Genomic DNA, 21,965 nt, shown 5'->3' with positions numbered 1-21,965 from the left:
AACGGTGGCCGGCACCCGGGACGGCCCGGCCGCGAGCGGCAGTCGGGGTGGCGGGATTTGAACCCACGGCCCCTCGCTCCCAAAGCGAGTGCGCTACCAAGCTGCGCCACACCCCGTGGCGACGTGCAGTCTATGCCGTCGGTCCGACTACGGGATGCCGGGGCGTCACCCAACGCGCCGAACGGGACAAAGGTGCCATCACGGGCATCGAATCTGTCCATCGGACAGTGCGCCGTGGAACGCGGGGGTCGGGGACACCGCCACGCCGGGATACGGTCGCGCGGGCAACGCGGGCATTGGGTAGGCTGTCGATCGCACCCCGAGCACCGGGGCGTACGCGGGCGTAGCTCAATGGCAGAGCTTCAGTCTTCCAAACTGACGGTGCGAGTTCGATTCTCGTCGCCCGCTCCAGCGCCACCGGCCCAGGTCAGCGTGATCGCCGACCTGGGCCGACACCGTTCTAGCCCTCTTTGATCTCAGTACGAGTAGCGCCCGCCGTGCCGTCCGCAAGGTATTACCCGCGTTGCTCCGATGCTCGACGACGATCCGCGTCCTCAAGGGCGTGGCGTACAGCTGTCCGGATCACGATGTACAGGACGGCCTGCCCAGCCAGCCATAAGACCAGGGCGAAGAACGTCTGTGTGAGCGGGAGACCATCAAACAGCATGGGCGGCACGATAGTTCGGCGCGGCCTTCCCTGCTGTCCCCTGCCTGACCAGCGCCCACTTTGCACCCGCTTCGGGGCCTCGTCTGTCGATGGCAGGGCCAGGGACGACCGCGGTTTGCCACCGGGTATGCGGGTTCGGCTGGCTGCTGGGCTGCCAGGACCAGTCACCGCCGTCGGGCGAACTACAAGAGCCTGAGCGCTTGCCCGGTGGTCAGCGCCTCGGTATCGACCGGCGCTCACAAGCACCCGGTCGCTGTACTCGCGAGAGCCAGACCAACGGGAGTGTCGGAGGGTGGTGCCAGCCTTCGGGGCATGGGGCCTCTCGCCGTTCATCGCACTGCGGTCAGCATTCTCTACGGTCACTTCCTGCTGCGGGACGTGTGGTGCGATGCCGGCGACGACGGCGAGTCGTACCGGGATTGGCAGGATCAGGTGGCCGGCGCGTCCACGTACCAGATCACCGTGCGAGCGCCGTCGGACCCGCTGAGGGTGAGCCTTGAGCTACGGGTCTGGGGCGGCGAGCCCGAGCCCGATCGTGGCTCGTGGGACGGGTGTCGACAGCTTCAGCTGCACTGCCCCACCGGGGAACTGCTCGTGGAGCAGATCACCGCCGGAGCGGCGGCAGAGATCACGCTCCCGCAGGGAGCCGGGGTGTACGGCGTCCGGGTCCACCGGAGCGGGCACGACGACGCCCAGGCGTTCCTCGTCGACCTCTGGTGGCAGACGCCGCTGCCTCCGGACGACGATGACGAGGACTTCTACAGCGAATTCCCGTGACCGGTGTCTCCGGGCGGTGAGCTGCTGTGGGTGGCCATCCAGGTGGTGGCGAAGTCGACCAGCGCAGGCTGGGGCATCAGGCGGGCCGTCGCGTCGCCGACCCGACCGACCGTTGCGGCACCGGTGGCCTCGAAGTCGGCGCCCGGCCAGGCACGCAGCACCTCGGGGACGGCGCCCATCCAGCGGCTCGGCGTACGGGACGGGTCGAAGCCGGGGGTCTGTTCGCGGATCACGGACCACCACGACTCCGGGACGGGCGGGTGCTGCCACCCGGCCGGATCCGTGTTGTGGGGTGTGTGCGTGGGTACGACGAGCGTGCCGTCCGGACCGAGCGCCGCCAGCAGGGCACGTACCACCGCCTCGATGCCTCCGGCGACGAACCCGAGGCTCCGGTTCGACGAGTGCAGGAGCAGGACGTCACCCGCGCCGACGTCGAGCGCACGGAGGTCGGACGTAAGAGACTGGACGGTGTGCGGTGTCGCCTGGTCCATCGGACGCAGTTCATGCGTTCCCCGAGAGCCGGAACAGGAGTTCGGGCGGTAAGGAGCGGCGGTGTCGGGCGAGCCTGAACCGGGCCTGGTGCCGGAGCATCAGCGGCCGAGGCATGACGAGTGCGAATCCGTCCTGCTGACCGTCGACGGGGAGCAGTTCCGGGTGTGCGCGCAGGCCGGCCGGCCCGGGGCGTACGACTTCGACTGGCTCAGCGGGCCGCACGAGTACGGCTTCGGACTGACCAACTCGGGCGGGCTCGCGTTGAGCCGGGACGAGTTGGTGCAGGCCATCCGGGAGTTCCTCGCCGAGATCGACCCCGCGACCGGCTACCTGGCGGAGTGACGACGGCCGGCGTGCTCACCGCGCGAGGCGGCGCACCAGCCACTCGGCGAAGACCACCGCCGGATGACCGGGTTGGGCGGGGCCGCGCGGCAACTGCTCGGCTGAACTCCACATCAATCCATGATCTTGGATATCTGGGTACCATCCTGGCTACCGTCGACGCCTCCGCCGGAGAACCCGATCGGGGGCGCAGCCAGGAGGAGGACCCATGCCACTCCCCCGTCCGTTCCGGCGACGTCCGGCCGTCACCCGCGCGTCCCTCGCCGCCCTGCTCACCGCCGCCGTCCTGGTCCCGCTGAACGGAGGCCCGGCCGCCGCGGCACCGGCCACCGGCGAGATCAGGTACGCCGATGCGGCCACCGCCGTCGCCGGCAGCTACCTCGTCGTGCTCCGCGACGACGCCACGGCGCGTACCGGAGTCGCGCCCTCAGCCATCGCCGACCGGCTGGCCGACCGGTACGCCGGACGCGTCGACCGGATCTTCACCGAGGCGCTGCGAGGATTCGAGGTACGCCTGACCGAGGCCGCCGCACGTCGCCTCGCCGCCGACCCGGCGGTCGACTACGTCGAGCAGAACCGGATCGTGACGCTGAGCGACCCCGGGGTGCAGCTCAACCCGCCGTCCTGGGGACTGGACCGGATCGACCAGCGACACCTGCCCCTCGACGGCCGGTACGCGTGCCCGAACACCGCGCCGGACGTGCACGCGTACGTCGTCGACACCGGCGTGCGGCGCACCCACCGTGACTTCGGCGGACGGGTCGGCACCGGCGTCGACCTGGTGGACGGCCTGCCGGCGGACGACTGCAACGGGCACGGCACCCACCTGGCCGGCACGGTCGGCGGCACGCTGCACGGGGTGGCCAAGCGGGTGCGGCTGCACCCGGTGCGGGTGCTCGACTGCGCGGGCAGCGGCAGTATCGCCCAGGTGGTCGCCGGGGTGGACTGGGTGACCGCGAACGCCGTCCGACCGGCGGTGGCGGTGCTGGCGCTCGGCGGTGCCGCGAGCAGCGTGTTGGACGCGGCGGTGACCAGCTCGATCGCCTCGGGCATCAGCTACGCGGTGACCGCCGGCAGCGCCAACGGCAACGCCTGCGCCTACTCGCCCGGTCGGGTGCCGGCCGCGCTGACCACCGCTGGCACCACGGCCACCGACGCCCGGATGCCGTCGGGCAACTACGGCTCCTGCCTCGACCTGTACGCGCCCGGCGCGGCCATCACCTCGACCTGGCACACCACGGACACCGCCACCGCCACCCTCAGCGGCGGTTCACCGGCCACCGCGCACGTCGCCGGATGCGCCGCCCTCGCCCTACAGGCCAACCCCGGCTGGAGCCCGGCACAGGTCGCCGCCTACCTGACCGGGCGGGCCACGGTCGGTGTGGTCGGCGGAGTGAGCAGCGGCACCCCGAATCGCCTGCTCTATTGCGGTCCGTGACCGGCCGGCGGCCGGCTACTCAGCACGGGTGCCCAGCCGAGCAGGCCCAGTGGGCCGAAGTACGGACGGGTTGTCGCGCGCGGGGGATGAACTGCCTCACGCCGGGTAAGCGGGGCGTCGTCCTGGTGGAGTGACGACCTCGGTCGCGGGCTGCGCGACCGCTCGCGGGCGGGTCGGCCGTACGGCCGACCCGCCCGTTGTCCGCGCGGTGGTCCGGCGCGGCACAGGGCTCAGTTGGTCAGCCAGTTCCAGGCGTCCACGATCCACTGGGTCTGTTGCAGGTAGGCGATGCCCAGACCGGCCAGGAAGACCGCCGTGACCAGGTGTGCGCCCCGGGCGCTGCGGCGTACCCGACCCAGTTGCCGTTCCAGCACCAGCCGGCCGAGCAGCCGGGCGAGCGCGAACAGCCCGGCCCCCACCAGCAGGCTCACGATGAAGATCAGGAACGGTCCGACCAGGTCGCCACCGCCCGAGATCGCCCAGATCCCCCAGCACACGAAGGCGAACAGCGCACCTGCCGCACTCCACTCCCCGCCCCGCTTGAGCTGCGCCACGTGCCAACTCAGCGGACGGCGCGGCGCGGGCTGGCCCGGCCAGCCGGTGCCGGTCGGCTCGTGATCCACCACCGGGAACGGCTCGGTACGCGGCGCGTGGGCACAGACCGAGGCCACACCCCGCCGGTACGGGTCGCGCTGCGGCGGGATGCCCGCATCGGACTGCGGCGGCACCTCGACGGTGCGCTCCGCCCACGGCTGCGTCTGGTCGGCCATGTCGTGGTCCCCTCCCCTGATCCGGCGGCGGCAACCGGCCGCCGCTGGAGACTTCGAGAGTAACCAGCGCGCAAATCGGTCGCCCGACCCGCGTCGATCAGCTAGACACGAGCGGTGACCACCTTTGCTCCCGCCATCAGCACCGGCCGCCCCGAGGACTACGACGACATCGGCCGTTTCCTCGGCGCGCTGTTCCACCACGCGGTCGACCCCGAGACCCACGAGACCGAACGGGCGATCTTCGAACCGGAACGGGCCCTGCTGGTACGCGACGGGTCGGAACTGGTGGCCAGCGCCGCCGCGTACACCCGGGAACTGGGTGTGCCCGGCGGTGCGATGCCGGCCGCGCACGTCACGCTGGTCGGGGTCGCGCCCACCCACCGGCGGCAGGGCCTGCTCAGCGCGATGATGCGCCGGCAACTCCGGGAAATCCACGACGCCGGGCGGGAGCCGGTCGCGGTGCTCTGGGCCAGCGAGGGGCGGATCTACCCCCGCTTCGGGTACGGCCTGGCAGCCCAACGGTTGCAGATCAACGGGGAGACCACCGAGTTGCGCCTGCCGGCGCCGACGCCGGACGAGGGCCGGCTCCGCCTGGACCGGCCCGCCGACCGGCAGGCCGACCTCGCGACGGTCTACGACCGGGTCCGCAGCGACCGTCCCGGCTGGTCGTCGCGGGACGAGCGCTGGTGGCGGTACGTGCTGATGGACCCGGAATCGCAGCGCAGCGGCGCCACCGAGCTGCGGGTGGTGCTGCACGAAGGGCCGGACGGGGTCGACGGCTACGGACTGTTCCGCACCAGGAGCGAGTGGAACAACGCCGGCCCGAAGGGCGTGACCACCGTCGACGAGGTGGTGACGGCCACCCCGGCGGCGTACCGGGCGATCTGGCGGATGCTGCTGTCGATCGACCTGACCCGGCAGGTCGTGGTGCGGCGGGCGGCGGTGGACGAGCCGCTGCTGCGGATGGTGAACGAACCGCGCATGCTCGTCGCCCAGCTGAGCGACGCGCTCTGGGTACGGGTGGTGGACGTGCCGGCCGCGCTCGCCGCCCGGCGCTACGCCACCGACGTCGACGTGGTCATCGAGGTGGACGACGAACTGCTGCCCGAGAACACCGGCCGGTGGCGGCTGCACGGTGGGCCGGACAAGGCGGACTGCACCCGTACCGACGAGCCGGCGGACCTCGCCTGCGACGTACGGTGCCTCGGCGAGCTGTTCCTCGGCGGCGTCGGGCCGGCCGCGCTAGCCGCCGCCGGTCGGCTACGCAAGCTGCGCCCCGGGGCGCTGGCCGCCGCCGGTCCCGCCTTCACCTGGCACCGCACCGCGTCCGCCCTGGAGGTCTTCTGACGGCGGGTACGGTGCAGGGATGGCGGATGCGGAGCGACGACGGCGACGGCACCGGCATCACGGCGGGCAGGACACGCCAGCCGACGGCGGCATGACGGCGGCCACCGCGAACGTGCACGACGGCGGTGAGCCGCCGCCGCGCGGACGGCGCGGCGGCGGCTCGGCCGAAGAGGGCGAGCGGGGGCTGCGCGGGCTGGTCGGCTCCGGCTCGTCGCAGGTGAACGTGACCGCGGCGATGCGGGCCCGGGACGCCGCCCGGCCCACCGACGAGGACCTGGCCGAGGCGGCCGCCCGGGTGGTCATCGTCCGACGGAACTGGACCCCTCGGGACGAGCTGCCCCGCCGCTGACGGCACCCGGGCGCACACTCAGGGCAGGTCGGGCAGCTCGCGGGTGCGCTCGTAGTCGGCCACCTGGGCGATCCGCCGGGCGTGCCGGTCACTGCCGGAGAACGCGGTGGTGAGGAACGCCTCGACGATGGCGGTCGCCTCGTCGAGCGTGTGCTGGCGCGCCCCGACGGCGACCACGTTGGCGTCGTTGTGCTGCCGCCCGAGCTGCGCGGTCTCCACGCTCCAGGCCAGCGCCGCGCGCACCCCGGCCACCTTGTTCGCGGCGATCTGCTCGCCGTTGCCGGAGCCGCCGATCACCACGCCCAGGCTCCCCGCGTCGGCCACCACCCGGGTGCCGGCGTGCAGGCAGAAGGCCGGGTAGTCGTCGTCCGGGTCGTAGGCGTGCGGACCCACGTCGACCACCTCGTACCCCTCCTTGGCGAGGTGGTTGGCCAGGTGCACCTTCAGCTCGAAACCGGCGTGATCGGATCCCAGATAGACGCGCATACCGGGCAGTCTGTCAGGCTCGCCGGGGCGCACCGAGCGGGGGCGGTGTGGTGACCCGCTGAGCGGGAGCCCGTGTCCCGGCTCACTGCGGGACCGGTTCCCCCGCCCGCTGCGGGGGCCTGCCCTCGTCCGCCGGTGCCGGCGGCCCGCCGTCCCGCAACGCGCGCCGGCCCCGCCCGGCCGTGGCGGCGGGGCGGGGCCGGATTCGCGTGACGGCGGACGGCGAGCCGAAGTCGGTCGCGCCCGTGGCGACGGGCGGGGCCGGCGGGTACGTCAGGAGCGGTCGGTCAGCTCGGCGACGACCAGGCCACCCCGCGCCTTCGGGGTGAACCAGGTGCTCTTGCGCGGCATCTTCTCCCGGGCCAGGTTCACCGCGACGAAGTCGTCCACCGTCACCGGTGCGACGAGCACGGCCAACTCGGCCCGGCCAGCCTCGACCTCACCGGTCAGCCAGCTCGCCGGGTAGTCACCGCCGACGTAGGTGATCCGCTTGTCGCCCGGGTCCAGCCCCAGGGCGTCACGCAGCAGCAGCCGCTCGACCAGGGCGTGGTCCAGGTTCTCCAGGCGGTTGGCGCCGGTGTGCGGCAGCGTCACCGCGTACGCCCGGCCGGCAAGCTGGAGCACGACGGTGCCGCCGGTGGCCGGGACCTCGGCCGGGCCGGTGACCTCGGTGACCTCGGCGCCTGCGGCGCGCAGCCGGTCGAGCAGTTCGTCGGGCGTGGTGGTCAGTTCGCTGACCAGCCGGTTGTACGGCTGGATGGCCACCGAGGCGGGCGTGGTGACGACCGCCAGGAAACGCGGCAGGCCGCCGGTCTGGGCGGCCAGGCTGCGGTGGTTGCCGTCGGCGACGACCAGCTCGCCACCACCGGCCAGCGCGGTCAGCTCGTCCTGGCGCGGCCCGGACCCGAGCAGCCAGATGGCGTGCGTGCGGCCGGACTGGTCGGTGTCCGTGGCGGCGGGCGCACCGGCCGCGTCGGTGGCGGCGGCCAGCGCGGCGTGCAGTTCGTCCCCGCGCCCGGTCTGCAACAGCAGCACCGGCGAGAGCAGGTGACCCAGCGTCTCGGCCAGCGCGACGCGCTCGCGCACCTTCGCGATGAAGACGTCCTCGTTGCGGATGACCAGACCCGGCTCGTCGGCCCGGGTGGAGATCTGGTCGGTGTCGACCATCACCCACAGCCCGTACGCGGACTCCTCACCGGGTGCGCTGATCCGGTACAGCACCACCACCTGCTCGGCCGGGGTGTAGCTGCCGTCGGCCTTCGCCTCGGCCAGCCGGGTCACCGCGTCCGGCAGCGCGTCGGCGAAGGACTTGCCGAGGCTCTCCGGGGCCCGGTGCGGCATCTCGATGCCGAGGGCGCTGTGCGGGTTCGCCTCGATGATCGCGGTGATCTCCGCGTCGTCGGCGAACTCGTCGTAGTTCTGGGCGCCGGTGCCGCCCGTGGTGATCCAGGCCCGGTTGATCGGGTGCACGACCGTCATGTCCGCTGACGCTACCGGCGGCGATGACAGCCCCACCCCCCGACCCGCACTCCGTCCACCAGTTGGCGCAAGGAAGGGCACCTTATTAACGCCTCAGGTAGAACACGGGACCCTTGTTAACACTCAGGCTCGGTGCTCTGTTGATGCCGACCTCGGGCACCTGATGCCAATTGGCGGGTGCCGGACGCCGGCTGGCGAGCACCTGGTGCCGGTTGGCGGACGTCTGATGCCGGTTGACGAGCGCCGGGTGCCAGCTGGCCGGCGTCGACAGCGCGGCGGGTAGCCCGTTCCGGCCGTGGGCCCTGGTCGCGCAGGTCCCGGTCCGGTGGCGTCAGGCGGGAGGTGGCGGGTACCCGGGCCACGCCCACCACACCCGATCCGGTCGACACCCGGGCCAGGCCGTCGGCAGGGCCCTTCCTGGGGGCCGGCCAGCGCAGGTCGATCGCCTTCCGGTCCACGCCGCTCCCGCGTTCCTCCCACCACTGCAGGTCGTTGACGGGCGCACGGTGTTTGGCCATGGCTACCTCCACGTGCTGCGGTGAGCGGCCGGCAGCCGTCACGGACCGCCGGATCGCCGCTGCGGACACTTGGTCAAACGAGTCCACGGAGCCGGCGGTGACGCCAAGCCATCGGCAGTACGGCGGCGGCACCGGTGTTTGTTGTTAAGAAGGGACCCCTGCTCTACCGGAGGCGTTAACAGGGGGCCCTTCCTTACACCTCAGTCGAAGATGGGGTCGATGTCGCGGCTGCGCTTGAGTTCGAAGAAGCCGGGCGTGCCGGCGACCAGCATCACGCCGTCCCAGAGTCGGCCGGCGGCCTCGCCCTTGGGTGCCGGGGTGACCACCGGGCCGAAGAAGGCGACCTGCTTGCCGTCCGGACCCGGGGCGTGCACGACCGGGGTACCGACCTCGGTGCCGACCGGACGCATCCCCGCCTCGTGGCTCTCCCGCAGGGCCGTGTCGAGACTCGCGTCGTCGGCCGCCGAGGCCAGCGCCGGGTCCAGTCCGGCGTCTTTCAGCGCGGCGGCGTACAGCTCCGGTCCGCGCTCCTCCTTGCCGAGGTGGATCCGGGTACCCATGGCGGTGTAGAGGTTCCGCACGGCGTCCGGGCCGTACCGCTGCCCGACGGCGACGCAGACGCGGACCGGTCCCCAACCGGTCTTCATGATCTCCTGGTACGGCTCGGGCAGCTCCCGTCCCTCGTTGAGCACCGACAGGCTCATCACGTGGTAGCGGACGTCGATGTCACGGACCCGCTCCACCTCCAGCAGCCACCGCGAGGTGATCCATGCCCACGGGCAGATCGGGTCGAACCACATGTCGACACTGACACGCTCGTTCACGTTTATGTCCCTTCGCAACGGAGATGCCGATTCGACCGGCCTATCACGCATCTTTACCCCCACCGGCCTGATCGGCCGGTGACGGACCGCGTGACCTCGCCCACCGACGGCTCCCCGCGCATGGAAGACTCCAGGCAGGGACCGGCCGTCACAAGCGGTCGACGGCTGACGTGACCGTGACGTGCGGCGATAGTGGGATGGAGACGAACGTGCCGGGAGTGCGCAACCTGACACAGGTCGAGGCGACCGAGCGGGCCCGCCTGCTCGACGTGACCGGGTACGACATCAACCTGGACCTGTCCAGCGCCGTACACGCGGCCGGGGGCCGCACCTTCCGATCGACCACCGAGGTGCGGTTCCGGTGCAGCGAGCCGGGGGCCAGCACGTTCATCGAGGTGGCCGCGGACTCGGTCCGCTCGGCGACGCTCAACGGCGACCCCGTCGACCTGGCCGACTGGTCGGCCGAGAAGGGGTTGACCCTGACCGGGCTGGCCGAGGAGAACACGCTCGTCGTCGACGCCGACTTCGCGTACTCCAGCTCGGGGCAGGGGCTGCACCGCAGCATCGACCCGGTCGACGGCGAGACGTACCTCTACTCGCAGTTCGAGACCGCCGACGCGCAGCGCACCTACGCCTGCTTCGACCAGCCTGACCTGAAGAGCGTCTACACCTGGCACGCCACCGTGCCGGAACACTGGAAGGCTGTCTCCAACATGCCGGTGGAGCGCGAGGAGGCGGCGGGTGAGGGGTGTAAGACCCTGCACTTCACCACCTCACCGCGGATGAGCACCTACATCACCGCGCTCTGCGCCGGGCCGTACCACGAGGTCAGGTACGTCCACGACGGCATCGACCTGGGCTACTTCTGCCGGGCCAGCATGGCGCAGTACCTCGACGCCGAGGACCTGAACCTGATCACGCAGCAGGGCTTCGACTTCTTCCACGAGCAGTTCGGGGTGCGCTACCCGCTGCCCAAGTACGACCAGGTCTGGGTGCCGGACTTCAACGCCGGCGCGATGGAGAACTTCGGCTGCGTCACGCACGCCGAGTCGCACTACCTGTTCCGCTCGCAGGTGACCGACTTCGAGTACGAGCAGCGGGCCAACACGATCCTGCACGAGCTGGCGCACATGTGGTTCGGTGACCTGGTCACCATGCGCTGGTGGAACGACCTGTGGCTGAACGAGTCGTTCGCCGAGTGGGCCAGCCACTGGTGCAACACGCACGCGACCCGCTTCACCGAGGCGTGGACGACCTTCCTGTCCATCCGCAAGAACTGGGGCTACCGTCAGGACCAGCTCTCCTCCACCCACCCGGTGTACTGCGAGATGCCGGATCTGGAGGCGGTCGAGGTCAACTTCGACGGCATCACCTACGCCAAGGGCGCCAGCGTGCTCAAGCAGCTCGTGGCGTACGTCGGTGAGGAGCCGTTCCTGGCCGGTCTGCGGGCGTACTTCGCCCGGCACGCCTGGGGCAACGCCACCTTCGAGGACCTGCTCTCCGAACTGGAGACCGCCTCCGGGCGCAAGCTGCGGACCTTCGCCGCGCAGTGGCTGGAGACGGCGCAGGTCAACACGCTGCGGCCGGAGCTGACCATCGGCGAGGACGGCGCGTACCAGCGGGTCCTGGTCCGCCAGGAGGCACCGCAGGGGTACCCGACGCTGCGGACCCACCGGATCGGGGTGGGCCTGTACGACCTCACCGACGGCCGGCTGGTGCGCCGCGAACGGTACGAGGTGGACGTCGACGGTGAGTCGACCGAACTGACCGAACTCGCCGGGGTGCCCGCCGCCGACGTGCTGCTGCTCAACGACGACGACCTCACCTACGCCAAGCTGCGCCTGGACGAGCGGTCGATGGCGACGGTGGTGCAGCACATCGCCGGCTTCGAGTCGTCGCTGGCGCGGGCGCTGTGCTGGACGGCCGCGTGGGACATGACCCGCGACGCCGAACTGGCCACCCGCGACTACGTGGCGCTGGTGCTGGCCGGGCTGCCGGCCGAGCGGGACATCAACCTGGTCACCGCCACGCTGCGCCAGGTCAGCACCGCCATCACCTTCTATGCCGACCCGAGCTGGGCGCCGACCGGCTGGGCCGAGCTGGCCCGGACCGCGCGAACCGCGCTCGCCGCCGCCGAGCCCGGCAGCGGCTTCCAACTGGCCTGGGCCCGGGCGTACGTCTCCGCGGCCCGCTCCGGGGAGGACCTGGCGGTCCTGCGCGGCTGGCTGGACGGCTCCGAGGTGACCGCCGGACTGACCATCGACACCGAACTGCGCTGGAGCGTGTTGCAGGCGCTGGTGGCCAACGGTGTGGCCGGTGGGCCGGAGATCGAGGCCGAACTGGCCACCGACAAGACCTCCAGCGGCGAGCGGGAGGCCGCGTACGCGCATGCCCTGGTGCCCACCGAGGAGAACAAGGCCGCGGTCTGGGCCCAGCTGACCGGCACCGAGGCGCTGCCGAACTGGCGGCACCGGGCGCTGCTGCAGGGGTTCAGCCACCCGACCCAGGTCGAGCTGGTCGCGCCCTACCGGGACCGGTACTTCGCCACGGTCGGGCAGGTCTGGGCACGCCGGGACAGCGAGCCGGCGCAGGAGTTCGCCATGCTGGTGTACCCGGCGTACCTGGTCGACGACGACACGGTCGAGGCCACCGACGCCTGGTTGGCGCAGGAGGGCCACCCGGGGCCGCTGCGCCGGCTGGTGGCCGAGGGCCGCGACGGTGTGGTGCGGGCGCTCGCGGCCCGCACCCGGGACGCCCGCAGCGGCTGACCCGCGTCGTGCGGCGGGCCGACCCGGCCCGCCGCACGACGGCGGCACCACGCACGCACGAGTGAGCCCGGCCCCACCTCGGTGGGACCGGGCTTTGTCGTACCGGAACGGTCAGGCGTTGCCGGCGTACCGGGAGAGCTGGTCGAGCCCCTGGATGATGCCGCCGGCCAGGTCACCGCCGCCGAACGAGGCCACCATCGACAGCGCGGCGATCTTGGCGTACGTGTCCGGGACGCGCTTGCGGGCGTGCCGGCCGGTGATGATCTCCAGCTGCCGCTGGTTGGGCGAGAGCGCGATCAGCACCGAACGGTCGGGGTCGGCGAGCTGCCGGTGCAACCGCTCGGCGTGCTCGCGGACCGGCTCGTCCAGGCCACCCACGAAGACCGAGAAGGTCAGGCCGGTGGCCTGGTCGGCCAGGCGCAGCGCCTCGTCGATGCGCAGCAGCTGACGGGTCGAGAACGGCCCGTCGAGCACATCGGGCGGGTTGCCCGTCCCGATCTCTGGCTGCTTCTCACCAACGGTCACTTGCGCCTCCGGTCCCACCGGCCGGCGCCTCGACGCCGGCCTGCTCCTGCTTGCGGCTGCTCAGCGCGGGTGCCTGTGCCCCCGCCGCCAGCGCGGTGCCGGCCGAGTCGGCCAGTTCCTCCGGCTTGCCGAGGAACCACACCGGCGTGAAGCTGAAGGGCCGGCCGGGCCGGTAACGCTTGGCACCGCCGCCACCACCGCCACGGCTGCCCGCGTAGACGAGGCCGACGATCACCAGCACGACGGCTGCCGGGATGCCGACGAAGACCAGCAAGGTGTCGGTTACAGACAATCCCAACGCCCCCAGGCGGAAAGAGAGAACTTCGACCGGGCCGGGTGGCGGGTCACCGCAGTGACCTCCCGACTCCGCTGCTATTCACGTTAGCGGAGCCCATGCCCCGCCAGACCGGGGGGTGGCGATCCCACCCGCCACAGCGGCGCTCCAGTTGCGCAGCCGTCGCGATCAGTCTCGCGTCGTCGCCGTACCGACCGGTCAGCAACACCCCGACCGGCAGGCCCTCGGCGGTCACCCCCACCGGCAACGAGACCGACGGCTGGCCGGTGACGTTGAAGACGGCGCAGTACGGGGAGAACCGCCGTTGCAGGTCGAAGTCCTCCTCCGGGGTACGGCCCTCGGTGAACCAGCCGACAGGCGCCTGCGGGGCCGCCAACGTGGGACAGAGCAGCAGGTCACAGTCGGCGGTACGGCGGGCGCCGAGGCGTACCTGCGCCTGGAGTTCGCCGAGCGTGGCGCTGAGCGTACCCGCGGAGATCCCGCCGCCCCGGGCCCTCAGGTAGCGGGTCAACGGCAGCAGGTCGGCCTCCCGCTCGGGCGGCACCGGCGCGAGCGCGAGGACGTACCAGACGACCTCGAACAGCGGCCAGACCTGCGGCCCGAGGGGCGGTGGCACCTCGACCACCTGGTGACCGGCGGCGGTGAGCAGCATCACCGCCCGGTCCACCGCGGCGACACAGTCCGGGTGGACCGGCTCGTCGGCGAGCATCGGCGCGGTGAACCGGCCCACCCGCAGCCGTCCGGGGGCGGCGGCGCGGGCGGCGCCCAGGTAGCCGCCGGACGGCGGCGATGGCGGCAGGTACGGCTCGCCGGGCACCGGCTCGGCGAACACGTCGAGCAACGCGGCCACGTCGGCGACGGTACGACCGATCGTGCCGCTGGTCGGCAGGCCGAAGGCGCCGGAGCCGAGCGGGCCGCCGGAGACCACGCCCCGGCTCGGCTTGTAGCCGATCAGGCCGCACAACGACGCCGGGATGCGTACCGAATCGCCACCGTCGGAGCCCTGGGCCACCGGCACCAGCCCGGCCGCCACCGCGGCCGCCGCGCCGGTACGCCGGTTGCACTCGTCACGCGCCGTAAGCCCCGGTGTGAGGCGCGCCGTGCGCCCTGGTGTTAGGAAGGGACCCTTCCTATGCACCAGGCGTTAGGAGGGGACCCTTCCTTGCAGGAAGTGCAGGGCGTTGCCGGCCAGCAGGCGGGCGCGCTGGGCGTCGGTGAGGAAGTCGGCCTCATGGACCACCCGACCGGCCGGACGCTCACCCAACGGGTACGGGTAGTCGCTGCCGAGCAGCACCCGGTCGACGCCCATCGTGTCCACCAGCAGCCGCAGGGCGGGTGTGGAGAAGACCACCGAGTCGACGTAGAACCGGTCCAGGTAGCTGCTGGGTGGGGCGGCGGAAGCACCGCGTACCAGGTCGCCCCGGCGGTGCCAGGCGTTGTCGGCACGCCCGACCCAGAACGGGAAGCTGCCGCCGCCGTGGGCGAAGCAGATCCGCAGCGTCGGCGGCACCTTGTCGAACACGCCGCCGAGGATCATCGACAGCACCGACAGGTGCGTCTCGGCGGGCATGCCGGTGAGCCAGCGCGCCATCCAACGGTCGAGTCGGGGACCGCCGGGCATGTCCCACGGGTGCACGAAGACCGGCGCGCCGACCTCGGCGCAGTGGGTGAGGAACGCCACGATCCCGGCGTCGTCGAGGTCCCGGTCGCCGACGTGGTTGCCGATCTCCACGCCGACGTGCCCGGCCGCCAGGCAGCGGTCCAGTTCGGCGCAGGCCGCGTCCGGGTCCTGCAACGGCACCTGGCAGAACGGCAGCAGGCGATCGCCGCCGGCCGCGGTGGCCTCCAGGGTGAGGTCGTTGAAGATCCGGGCCACCCGGACCGCCTGGTCGGCCGGGCGGTCGTAGCCGAAGAACACCGGCGTGGGCGAGACCACCTGCACGTCCACCCCGTCGGCGGCCATGTCGGCGAGCCTGGTCGGCGCGTCCCAGCACTCGGCCCCGACCGGCCGGAACTCGGCCTCCCCCACCATGATCATGGCCGCGCGTTCCGAGTCCACCCGCAGCCAGGGCCAACCGGACCCGCCGCAGGCCGCAGCGAGGTCCGGCCATCCCTTGGGTACGACGTGGGTGTGCACGTCCACCACGGTGGGTGCCGCCATCGTCAGCCCTTGCCCGGGTGCAGCGTGCCGCACCGCTCGCAGGTACGCGCTGCCTCGTCAGCGTAGAAGGCGCCGAAGACCGGCGGCAGGTCGGCGGCGATGTCGCGGACCTGCAACTCGACCTCGTGCACCTTGTGCCCGCACTCGGGGCAGTACCACTGGAACTTCTCCAGCGTCCCCTCGGCACGGACCCGCTCCACCACCATCCCGATCGAGCCCGGCTCGGGCCGCTGCGGCGAGTGCGGGGTGTTGCGCGGCAGCATCCACATCTGACCCTCGCGCACGTGCACCGTGCGCGGCCCCTCCGGGGCCATCAGGTTGATGTGCATGTTGCCCTTGACCTGGTAGAAGAACTCCTCGTACGGGTCGACATGGAAGTCGGTGCGCTGGTTGGGCCCACCCACCACCATCACGATGAAGTCGTCGGAGCCGGGAAACATCTCCTTGTTCCCCACCGGCGGCTTGAGCAGGTGCTGGTTGTCGGCGATCCAGCCGGGAAAGCTGAACGGCTCGGCGATCTCACTCACGACTACCTCCTCCGGGAAGCAGAGCCACGGCTTGCATCTCGATCAGCAGGTGGGGATGCGGCAACTGGTGCACGGCCACGGTCGTCCGGGTCGGCCCGGTGGCGTCGAAGAACTCCGCCCACACCTGGTTGTACCCACCGAAGTCGTTCATGTTGACCAGGTAAGACGTCACCTGCACCAGGTCGGTCAACTCGGCGCCGACCGACCGCAGCAGGTCACCGACGTTCTCGATGACCGCGCGCGTCTGCGCCCGGATGTCCAGGTCGGTGGTTCCGAACTCGTCCACCGACACTCCGGCGAAGCTGTTGTCCGGCAGCCGCGACGACGTCCCGGACACGAACACGAACCCCCCGGCCACCTTCACGTGCGGAAAGGCCCCCCGAGGAACAGCCTTCCCCGAAACCACCCGCCCCCCATCAACCCCCACACCGCACCCCCACCACCCCAGCCGCACCGTCACCGGGCGGAGCGATGCGAACCCCAGCCACGTCAGGGGTTCCGGGCAGCCCGCCCGGCGGAGGGATCAAGCCTGACCGCCCGGAGCCGGGCGGGCTGCCCGGAACCCCCACCGCGCAACCACCGCCCGGAACCCCCACCGCGCAACCAAGACCAAGACCAACAACCCAAGACATCACGAACCAGCCCGAACCGAAGCACCACCAAGCTTCTCGACGACAGCCCGCACCCGCACCCCCGCCCGCAACGGCACCGCCGCCGTCGCCGCACCGGCCAGGAACACCCAGCCCTCCTGCAGCCGTACGCCGTGCCGACCGGCCAGCCGGATGCCTTCGTCCAGGGCCCGACGGGGGTCGCCGAGGATGGCCGCCGTCGAGCCGACCTGTGCCACCCGTCCGTCGACCTCCAGCAGCACGCCGAGGTTCTCCAGCCCGTCGGGTACCGGCGACCACGGGCCGATCACGAACGCGCCGGCCGAGGTGTTGTCGGCGATGACGTCCGGCAGCGAGAAGGCGAAGTTCGCGTACCGGGAGTCGATCAGCTCGATCGCCGGGGCCACCGCGCGGACCGCGTCGGTGAAGTCGCCGACCGGTTCGCCGGGCTCGGGCAGCCGGTCCAGCAGGAACGCCACTTCGGGCTCGACCCGGGGGTGGATGTAGCCGGTCACGTCGACCGTGCCGCCGTCGGGAACCCGCATCATGTCGGTGAGCCGGCCCCAGATCACCTCGTCCACGCCGACCTGGGCCATCTTCGCCTTGCTGGTCAGCCCCATTTTCAACCCGACCAGCCGTTCGCCGCGGTCGAGGCGGCGTTGCACCAGCGCGGCCTGCACCGCGTACGCGGCGTCGACGTCGAGTCCGGTCTCGGCGGCGACCTGCGGTACGGCGGTGGCCGTGTCGGCCGCCCGGTCCAGGGTCGCGGCGATTCCGGCGATGTCCGGCCCGATCATGAGTCCTCCTGCCCGGCGAGATCCAGCGCCACGTCGACGATCATGTCCTCCTGCCCGCCGACCATCCGCCGCCGGCCGAGTTCGACCAGGATGGAGCGGACGTCGACGCCGTACCGGGCGGAGGCCCGTTCGGCGTGGCGGAGGAAACTGGAGTAGACCCCGGCGTAGCCGAGGGAGAGGGTTGCCGGGGTCAGGTCGACCACCGTACGCCCGTGGCGGCGCAGCACCGCGTCGTTGTGCCGGTGCGCGCCGGCCGAGGTGGCGTCGAAGACCAGGTCGATGTCGGCGAACTCAGGCATCGCGACCAGGCCGTCCACGCCCTCGGCGGTGGTGGCCACGCCGAGCCGGCGGGCGCGGGCGAGGCCGTCGGAGGCAGGGTCGATGCCGGCCATGGCCACCATCCGCAGGCCCACCGTGGTGCCGTCGGCGTCACCGCCCGCCCGAAGCACCTTGATCATCAGATCGGTGCCGATGTTGCCGGACCCGATCACCGCCAGCGGCGGGCACGGCTTCCCACCGGCCCGGGCCTCGATCAGTTCCCGGGCGGCCAGGTCGAAGTCACTCATGTCGGCTCCTCGCTGCGCTCGGACCCGTCACGAGCCCGGACAGCACTGCGCTGATGATTCGCTCGCTGCGCTCGCTCATGACAGATCCACGCAGACGTTGGTGAGTTCGGAGTAGAAGTCGAGCGAGTGCACGCCGCCTTCGCGGCCGATGCCGGACGCCTTCACCCCGCCGAACGGGGTACGCAGGTCGCGCAGGAACCACGTGTTGACCCAGACGATGCCGGCGTCCAGCCGGGCGCCGGCCCGGTGCGCCCGGCCCACGTCCCGGGTCCACACGGTCGCCGCCAGGCCGTACTCGGTGCCGTTGGCCAGCTCGTACGCCTCGTCCTCGTCGTCGAAGGGCGCGACGTGCACCACCGGTCCGAAGATCTCCTCGCGGTTGGTGCGGGCGTCCGGGCCGAGCCCGGTCACCACGGTCGGCTGCACGTACGCACCGCCGTCGCGGGCGTCGCCGAACCGGGGTACCCCGCCGCCGGCCAGCACCTGCGCCCCCTCGGACCGGGCCAGGTCGTAGTGACCGAGCACCTTGTCCCGGTGGGCGTGCGAGATCAGCGGCATGTTCACGGTCGCCTCGTCGGCGGGCCAGCCGTACGCCAGCTCGGCGGCACGCGCCGCCAGCCGCTCGGTGAACTCCTCGAACACCGGCCGCTGCACGAGGATCCGCTCGGTGCAGAGGCACACCTGGCCGCCATTGGTGAAGCTGGACCGGACCGAGCCGGCGACCGCCGCGTCCAGGTCGGCGTCGGCGAAGACCAGCCCGGCGTTCTTGCCGCCGAGTTCGAAGCTGACCGCCTTCACCCCGTCGGCGGCGGCGCGCATGATGGCGCTGCCGGTGGCGGACTCGCCAGTGAAGGTGATCGCGTCGACGTCGGGATGCCGGGTGAGGAACTCGCCGGCCGAACCGGGACCGAACCCGTGCACCAGGTTGAACACGCCCTCCGGAACACCGGCCGCCGCCATCACCTCGGCGAGCAGCGTGGCCGAGGCGGGCGTCTCCTCGCTGGGCTTGACCACCACGGCGTTGCCGCAGGCCAGAGCCGGTGCGACCTTCCAGGTGAGCAGCAGCAGCGGCAGGTTCCACGGCACAATCACCGCAACCACGCCGACCGGTTTGCGGACCGCGTAGTTGAGTGCCCGGCCACCGGTCGGGGTGACCGTGGTGAACGACTCCGTCGGCGCGGTCGCCACGATCTCGGCGAAGGCCCGGAAGTTGGCCGCGCCACGTGGGATGTCCAGGGTGCGGGCCTGCGAGATGGCCTTGCCGGTGTCGGCCACCTCGGCGGTGACCAGGTCGTCGAAGCGGCGTTCCAGTTCGTCGGCGACCCGGCGCAGCACCTCGGCGCGTTCCCGCTCCCCCATCCGGCCCCACGACCCGCGCAGCGCCGCCCGGGCCGCCGCCACCGCGTCGCCCACCACCGACGAGCCGGCCTCGACCACCTCGAAGACCGGTTCGCCGGTGACCGGGCTGCGCCGGGTGAAGCGGGGGCCGTCGTGGCGGAACTCGCCGCCGACGAAGTTGCGGAGCAGGGCGGGGCCGTCCGGTGCGTGCCCGGTCATCAGCCGGGGATCCCAGTGGGTCATCCGCGCCTCCCGCGCCCGAACGCCACCGCCACACCGGCCACCGCCGCCGCCAGCACACCGGCCGCCACCGCGCCGAGCACCTGGCACTGCCGGCGTACCCGGCGGCGGACCTGCGCGTACGGGACGGTGGAGAAGGAGACCATCTCGTACTGGCTGACGTACCGTCCGGGCAGCGCCCGCTCCAGGGCGTGCTCGATCTTCTTGCGAGTCCGGAACACCGGCGAGGCGACCTTGTCGCGCATCTCCACGAAGTTGGCCAGTGCCATCCGGGCGATCGCCTCGGCGTTGTCCTGCCGCCGTCGCTGGAACAACGGCAGCGCGGCGGACCAGTCGTCGGCGCACTCGGACAGGCAGCGGTCCAGCTCCACCACGTCCTCGAAGGCGCAGTTCGCGCCCTGGCCGTAGAACGGCACGATGGCGTGCGCCGCGTCGCCGAGCAGGCCGATGCGTCCGTTCACCTGCCACGGGTCGCACCGCACGGTGCCGAGCACGCCGACCGGGTTGTGCTGGTAGTCGTCGACCAGGTCGGGGGCGAGCGGCGGCAGGTCCGGGTAGTGCTGGGCGAAGTGCCGTTCGATCGCCGCCTTGCTGCCCAGCGAGGCGAAGCTCGCGGTGCCGTGGGTGGGCCAGAACAGCGTGCAGGTGAAGGAGCGGTCCGGGTTGGGCAGGGCGATCATCATCGAGGTGCCGCGCGGCCAGATGTGCAGCGCACCCTCGTCGAGGGCGAAGTCACCACCGGCCGGCGGGATGGTCAGTTCCTTGTAGCCGTAGTCGAGGAAGTCGACGCTCTCGGTGAGCAGACCGTGTTCGAGCAGTTGTCCGCGTACCGCCGAACCGGCGCCGTCGGCGCCGAGCACCACGCGCGCGTCCGCGGTGACCGCGCCCTGCGGGGTCTCGAAGGTCATCCGCGCGGTGTCCGGGTCCAGGCCGACCAGCCGGTGGTCGAAGGCGATCCGTACGCCGGGCAGCTTCGCGGCGGCCTCCAGCAGCGCGTTGTTCAGCGCGCCCCGGCTGATCGAGTTGATCGCCCGGTCGCCGGAGACGCTGTACGACTGGAACCCGGGCTCGCCGAGCACCGGGTGCACCATCCGGCCCCGCATCGGCAGCGCGTCGGCCATCACCTGCTCGTCGAGCCCGATCCGGCGCAGCGCGTCCAGGCCGCGCTCGGAGAGCGCCAGGTTGATCGACCGCCCCCGTTCGACCGTCCCGGTACGCGGATCCGGCCGCCGCTCGTACAGCGCCACCGGATAGCCCCGGCGGGCCAGGTAACAGGCCAGCAGGCAGCCGGCCAGTCCGGCGCCGACCACGGCGATCTCGTCGCGTTCCCGGTTCATCCAGCTCTCCCAACGGTCGCGGCCAGCGCGTCGGCGACCCGCCAGCAGTCGTGATACGTCGAGTAGAGCGGCACCGGGGCGAACCGGACGACGTCCGGCTCCCGAGCGTCGGCGATCACGCCATGCTCGTACCGGAGCCGCTTGGTCAGCTCCCTGGCGCTGCCCTCGCCGAGTCTGACCGAGAGTTGGCAGCCACGGCGACCCGGGTCGCGCGGGGTGATCACGGTCAACGGCCGGTCGGCGGTCACCTCGTCCAGCAGCCGCTCCAGGTAGCCGGTGAGCCGCAGGCTGCGGTCGCGCAGCGCGGGCATCCCGACCGAGTCGAACAGCTCCAGCGAGGTGCGGACCGGCCCCATCGAGAAGATCGGCGGGTTGGAGATCTGCCACGCCTCCACAGTGGACGGTGGCCGGCTGACCGGGGTCATCTCGAAGCGGGTCGCCGCCGCCGTGCTCCACCAGCCCTCGAAGCGGGGCAGGTCCGGCTCGCCGTGGTGCCGCTCGTGCACGAACACCCCGCCGAGCGCGCCCGGCCCCGAGTTGAGGTACTTGTACGAGCACCAGGCCGCGAAGTCGACGTCCCACTCGTGCAGCGACAGCGGCACGTTGCCGGCGGCGTGCGCCAGGTCCCAGCCGACGACCGCTCCGGCGGCCCGGCCGGCGGCGGTGATCGCCGGGATGTCCATCAGCTCGCCGGTGAGGTAGTTGACCCCGCCGAGCATCACCAGCGCGACGGTGTCCCCCTCGGCGGCCAGGAACGCGGTGACGTCCTCGGTCCGCAGGGTGTCCTCGCCGGGGCGCGGCGTCAGCCGGACGACCGTGGTGTCCGGGTCGAGGCCGTGGAACCGGGCCTGGCTGCGTACCGCGTAGCTGTCCGACGGGAAGGCGCTGTCCTCGATGACGATCCGGGTCCGCGTGCCGGTCGGCCGGTAGAAGCTGACCATCAGCAGGTGCAGGTTGACCGTGAGCGAGTTCATCACCACGGTCTCGGTGGGCAGGGCGCCGACCAGTCGCGCGGCCGGCGCCGTCAGCAGCTCGTGGTACGGCAGCCAGGGCCGTTCCGCCTCCAGATGCCCTTCGACACCGAGCCGCCCCCAGGCGTCCAGGTCGGCCAGCAACTCGTCCCGGGTGGCCCGGGGTTGCAGGCCGAGCGAGTTGCCGGCCAGGTAGGCCGACTCGGGGTGGCGACCACCGTCGGCCGGCGGTACGTGGAACAGGTGCCGGTGTCCGGGGTCGGCGGCGTCCAGCCGGAGAGCTTCGGCCTCACCGAAGCGCGGCAGCTCGGTCTCGGACTTCCTCGTTCTCATCGTCGTCGCC

21 protein-coding genes, 2 tRNA genes and 1 pseudogene are annotated in these 21,965 nt (G+C 72.1%); 7 read left to right on the top strand and 17 right to left on the bottom strand.

What is annotated here, in order from left to right; translation table 11 throughout:
- Nucleotides 1-42: 42 nt before the first annotated feature.
- Nucleotides 43-116: transfer RNA gene (locus ID554_RS21765), tRNA-Pro, on the bottom strand.
- Nucleotides 117-337: 221 nt separating this feature from the next.
- On the opposite strand from ID554_RS21765, the gene ID554_RS21760 reads away from it, so the two are divergent.
- Both ID554_RS21760 and ID554_RS21755 read left to right on the top strand, forming a co-directional pair.
- Nucleotides 338-411, top strand: a tRNA-Gly gene (locus ID554_RS21760).
- Between the two features lie 568 nt (nucleotides 412-979).
- Nucleotides 980-1,444 carry a hypothetical protein gene (locus tag ID554_RS21755; RefSeq protein ID WP_117230437.1) on the top strand — a complete coding sequence of 155 codons (465 nt, stop codon included), beginning with the start codon at nucleotides 980-982 and terminating at the stop codon, nucleotides 1,442-1,444.
- On the opposite strand, the gene ID554_RS21750 is transcribed toward ID554_RS21755, so the two are convergent.
- Nucleotides 1,426-1,935, bottom strand: coding sequence for an aminoglycoside N(3)-acetyltransferase (locus tag ID554_RS21750; protein WP_117230438.1), 510 nt, complete (start codon nucleotides 1,933-1,935; stop codon nucleotides 1,426-1,428). The genes ID554_RS21755 and ID554_RS21750 overlap by 19 nt on opposite strands.
- 61 nt (nucleotides 1,936-1,996) lie before the next feature.
- Between ID554_RS21750 and ID554_RS21745 the strand changes: the two genes are divergently transcribed.
- A complete protein-coding gene (locus tag ID554_RS21745; protein ID WP_117230439.1) occupies nucleotides 1,997-2,278 on the top strand; it encodes a hypothetical protein in 282 nt (93 codons plus the stop codon).
- 208 nt (nucleotides 2,279-2,486) lie between these two features.
- Nucleotides 2,487-3,716, top strand: a complete 1,230-nt coding sequence (locus tag ID554_RS21740; protein ID WP_117230440.1) for a S8 family peptidase — start codon at nucleotides 2,487-2,489, stop codon at nucleotides 3,714-3,716.
- Nucleotides 3,717-3,946: 230 nt separating this feature from the next.
- On the opposite strand, the gene ID554_RS21735 is transcribed toward ID554_RS21740, so the two are convergent.
- Entirely contained in the window at nucleotides 3,947-4,486 is a 540-nt protein-coding gene (locus ID554_RS21735; RefSeq protein ID WP_117230441.1) for a hypothetical protein, read from the bottom strand.
- 114 nt (nucleotides 4,487-4,600) lie between these two features.
- Between ID554_RS21735 and ID554_RS21730 the strand changes: the two genes are divergently transcribed.
- The gene (locus ID554_RS21730) at nucleotides 4,601-5,833 is read left to right on the top strand and encodes a GNAT family N-acetyltransferase (protein ID WP_117230442.1); all 1,233 of its coding nucleotides are present in this window, start codon (nucleotides 4,601-4,603) and stop codon (nucleotides 5,831-5,833) included.
- Nucleotides 5,834-5,852: 19 nt separating this feature from the next.
- Nucleotides 5,853-6,182, top strand: a complete 330-nt coding sequence (locus tag ID554_RS21725) for a hypothetical protein (protein WP_117230443.1) — start codon at nucleotides 5,853-5,855, stop codon at nucleotides 6,180-6,182.
- Nucleotides 6,183-6,200: 18 nt separating this feature from the next.
- On the opposite strand, the gene ID554_RS21720 is transcribed toward ID554_RS21725, so the two are convergent.
- From ID554_RS21720 to ID554_RS21710, 3 genes are all read right to left on the bottom strand, one after another.
- The gene (locus tag ID554_RS21720) at nucleotides 6,201-6,668 is read right to left on the bottom strand and encodes a ribose-5-phosphate isomerase (protein WP_117230444.1); all 468 of its coding nucleotides are present in this window, start codon (nucleotides 6,666-6,668) and stop codon (nucleotides 6,201-6,203) included.
- Nucleotides 6,669-6,941: 273 nt separating this feature from the next.
- Nucleotides 6,942-8,147: a DUF1015 family protein gene (locus ID554_RS21715; RefSeq protein WP_117230445.1), complete on the bottom strand. Its 1,206-nt coding sequence runs from the start codon at nucleotides 8,145-8,147 to the stop codon at nucleotides 6,942-6,944.
- Nucleotides 8,148-8,865: 718 nt separating this feature from the next.
- A complete protein-coding gene (locus ID554_RS21710; RefSeq protein WP_117230446.1) occupies nucleotides 8,866-9,489 on the bottom strand; it encodes a mycothiol-dependent nitroreductase Rv2466c family protein in 624 nt (207 codons plus the stop codon).
- A 218-nt stretch (nucleotides 9,490-9,707) separates the two neighbouring features.
- Between ID554_RS21710 and pepN the strand changes: the two genes are divergently transcribed.
- On the top strand, nucleotides 9,708-12,257 hold the full coding sequence (pepN, locus tag ID554_RS21705) for an aminopeptidase N (protein WP_117230467.1): 2,550 nt from the start codon (nucleotides 9,708-9,710) through the stop codon (nucleotides 12,255-12,257).
- 111 nt (nucleotides 12,258-12,368) lie between these two features.
- Here the strand turns inward: pepN and ID554_RS21700 are convergent, their stop codons facing one another.
- The 11 genes and pseudogenes from ID554_RS21700 to kynU all read right to left on the bottom strand — a co-directional run bounded on the left by ID554_RS21700 (nucleotide 12,369) and on the right by kynU (nucleotide 21,955).
- Entirely contained in the window at nucleotides 12,369-12,782 is a 414-nt protein-coding gene (locus ID554_RS21700) for a DUF5130 family protein (protein ID WP_117230447.1), read from the bottom strand.
- Complete coding sequence (gene ctaJ, locus ID554_RS21695; RefSeq protein WP_449560070.1) at nucleotides 12,769-13,080, bottom strand: aa3-type cytochrome oxidase subunit CtaJ; 312 nt, start codon at nucleotides 13,078-13,080, stop codon at nucleotides 12,769-12,771. Before ctaJ ends, ID554_RS21700 begins: the two co-directional genes overlap by 14 nt.
- 46 nt (nucleotides 13,081-13,126) lie before the next feature.
- Nucleotides 13,127-14,125, bottom strand: a pseudogene (locus tag ID554_RS21690) (amidase); the annotation flags it as partial.
- A 96-nt stretch (nucleotides 14,126-14,221) separates the two neighbouring features.
- Nucleotides 14,222-15,238 carry an amidohydrolase family protein gene (locus ID554_RS21685; protein ID WP_117230449.1) on the bottom strand — a complete coding sequence of 339 codons (1,017 nt, stop codon included), beginning with the start codon at nucleotides 15,236-15,238 and terminating at the stop codon, nucleotides 14,222-14,224.
- Nucleotides 15,239-15,240: 2 nt separating this feature from the next.
- Entirely contained in the window at nucleotides 15,241-15,765 is a 525-nt protein-coding gene (locus ID554_RS21680; protein WP_117230450.1) for a 3-hydroxyanthranilate 3,4-dioxygenase, read from the bottom strand.
- Nucleotides 15,758-16,192, bottom strand: a complete 435-nt coding sequence (locus tag ID554_RS21675) for a RidA family protein (RefSeq protein ID WP_191088599.1) — start codon at nucleotides 16,190-16,192, stop codon at nucleotides 15,758-15,760. The genes ID554_RS21680 and ID554_RS21675 overlap by 8 nt, the downstream gene beginning before the upstream one ends.
- 204 nt (nucleotides 16,193-16,396) lie before the next feature.
- Entirely contained in the window at nucleotides 16,397-17,170 is a 774-nt protein-coding gene (locus ID554_RS21670) for a 2-keto-4-pentenoate hydratase (RefSeq protein ID WP_117230451.1), read from the bottom strand.
- Nucleotides 17,167-17,628 carry a hypothetical protein gene (locus tag ID554_RS21665; RefSeq protein WP_317985232.1) on the bottom strand — a complete coding sequence of 154 codons (462 nt, stop codon included), beginning with the start codon at nucleotides 17,626-17,628 and terminating at the stop codon, nucleotides 17,167-17,169. The genes ID554_RS21670 and ID554_RS21665 overlap by 4 nt, the downstream gene beginning before the upstream one ends.
- Nucleotides 17,629-17,811: 183 nt before the next feature.
- Entirely contained in the window at nucleotides 17,812-19,293 is a 1,482-nt protein-coding gene (locus ID554_RS21660) for a 2-hydroxymuconic semialdehyde dehydrogenase (protein ID WP_117230469.1), read from the bottom strand.
- Nucleotides 19,294-19,313: 20 nt separating this feature from the next.
- Nucleotides 19,314-20,651 (bottom strand): FAD-dependent oxidoreductase, encoded by a 1,338-nt coding sequence (locus tag ID554_RS21655; RefSeq protein WP_117230453.1) that lies wholly within the window; start codon nucleotides 20,649-20,651, stop codon nucleotides 19,314-19,316.
- Nucleotides 20,648-21,955, bottom strand: a complete 1,308-nt coding sequence (gene kynU, locus ID554_RS21650) for a kynureninase (RefSeq protein WP_117230454.1) — start codon at nucleotides 21,953-21,955, stop codon at nucleotides 20,648-20,650. The genes ID554_RS21655 and kynU overlap by 4 nt, the downstream gene beginning before the upstream one ends.
- Nucleotides 21,956-21,965 lie beyond the last annotated feature (10 nt).

The organism is Micromonospora craniellae, assembly GCF_014764405.1.
Classification (GTDB): Bacteria; Actinomycetota; Actinomycetes; order Mycobacteriales; family Micromonosporaceae; genus Micromonospora; species Micromonospora craniellae.
Note: the sequence above shows the minus strand (reverse complement) of the source record. Positions and strands in the feature narration are given on the sequence as shown.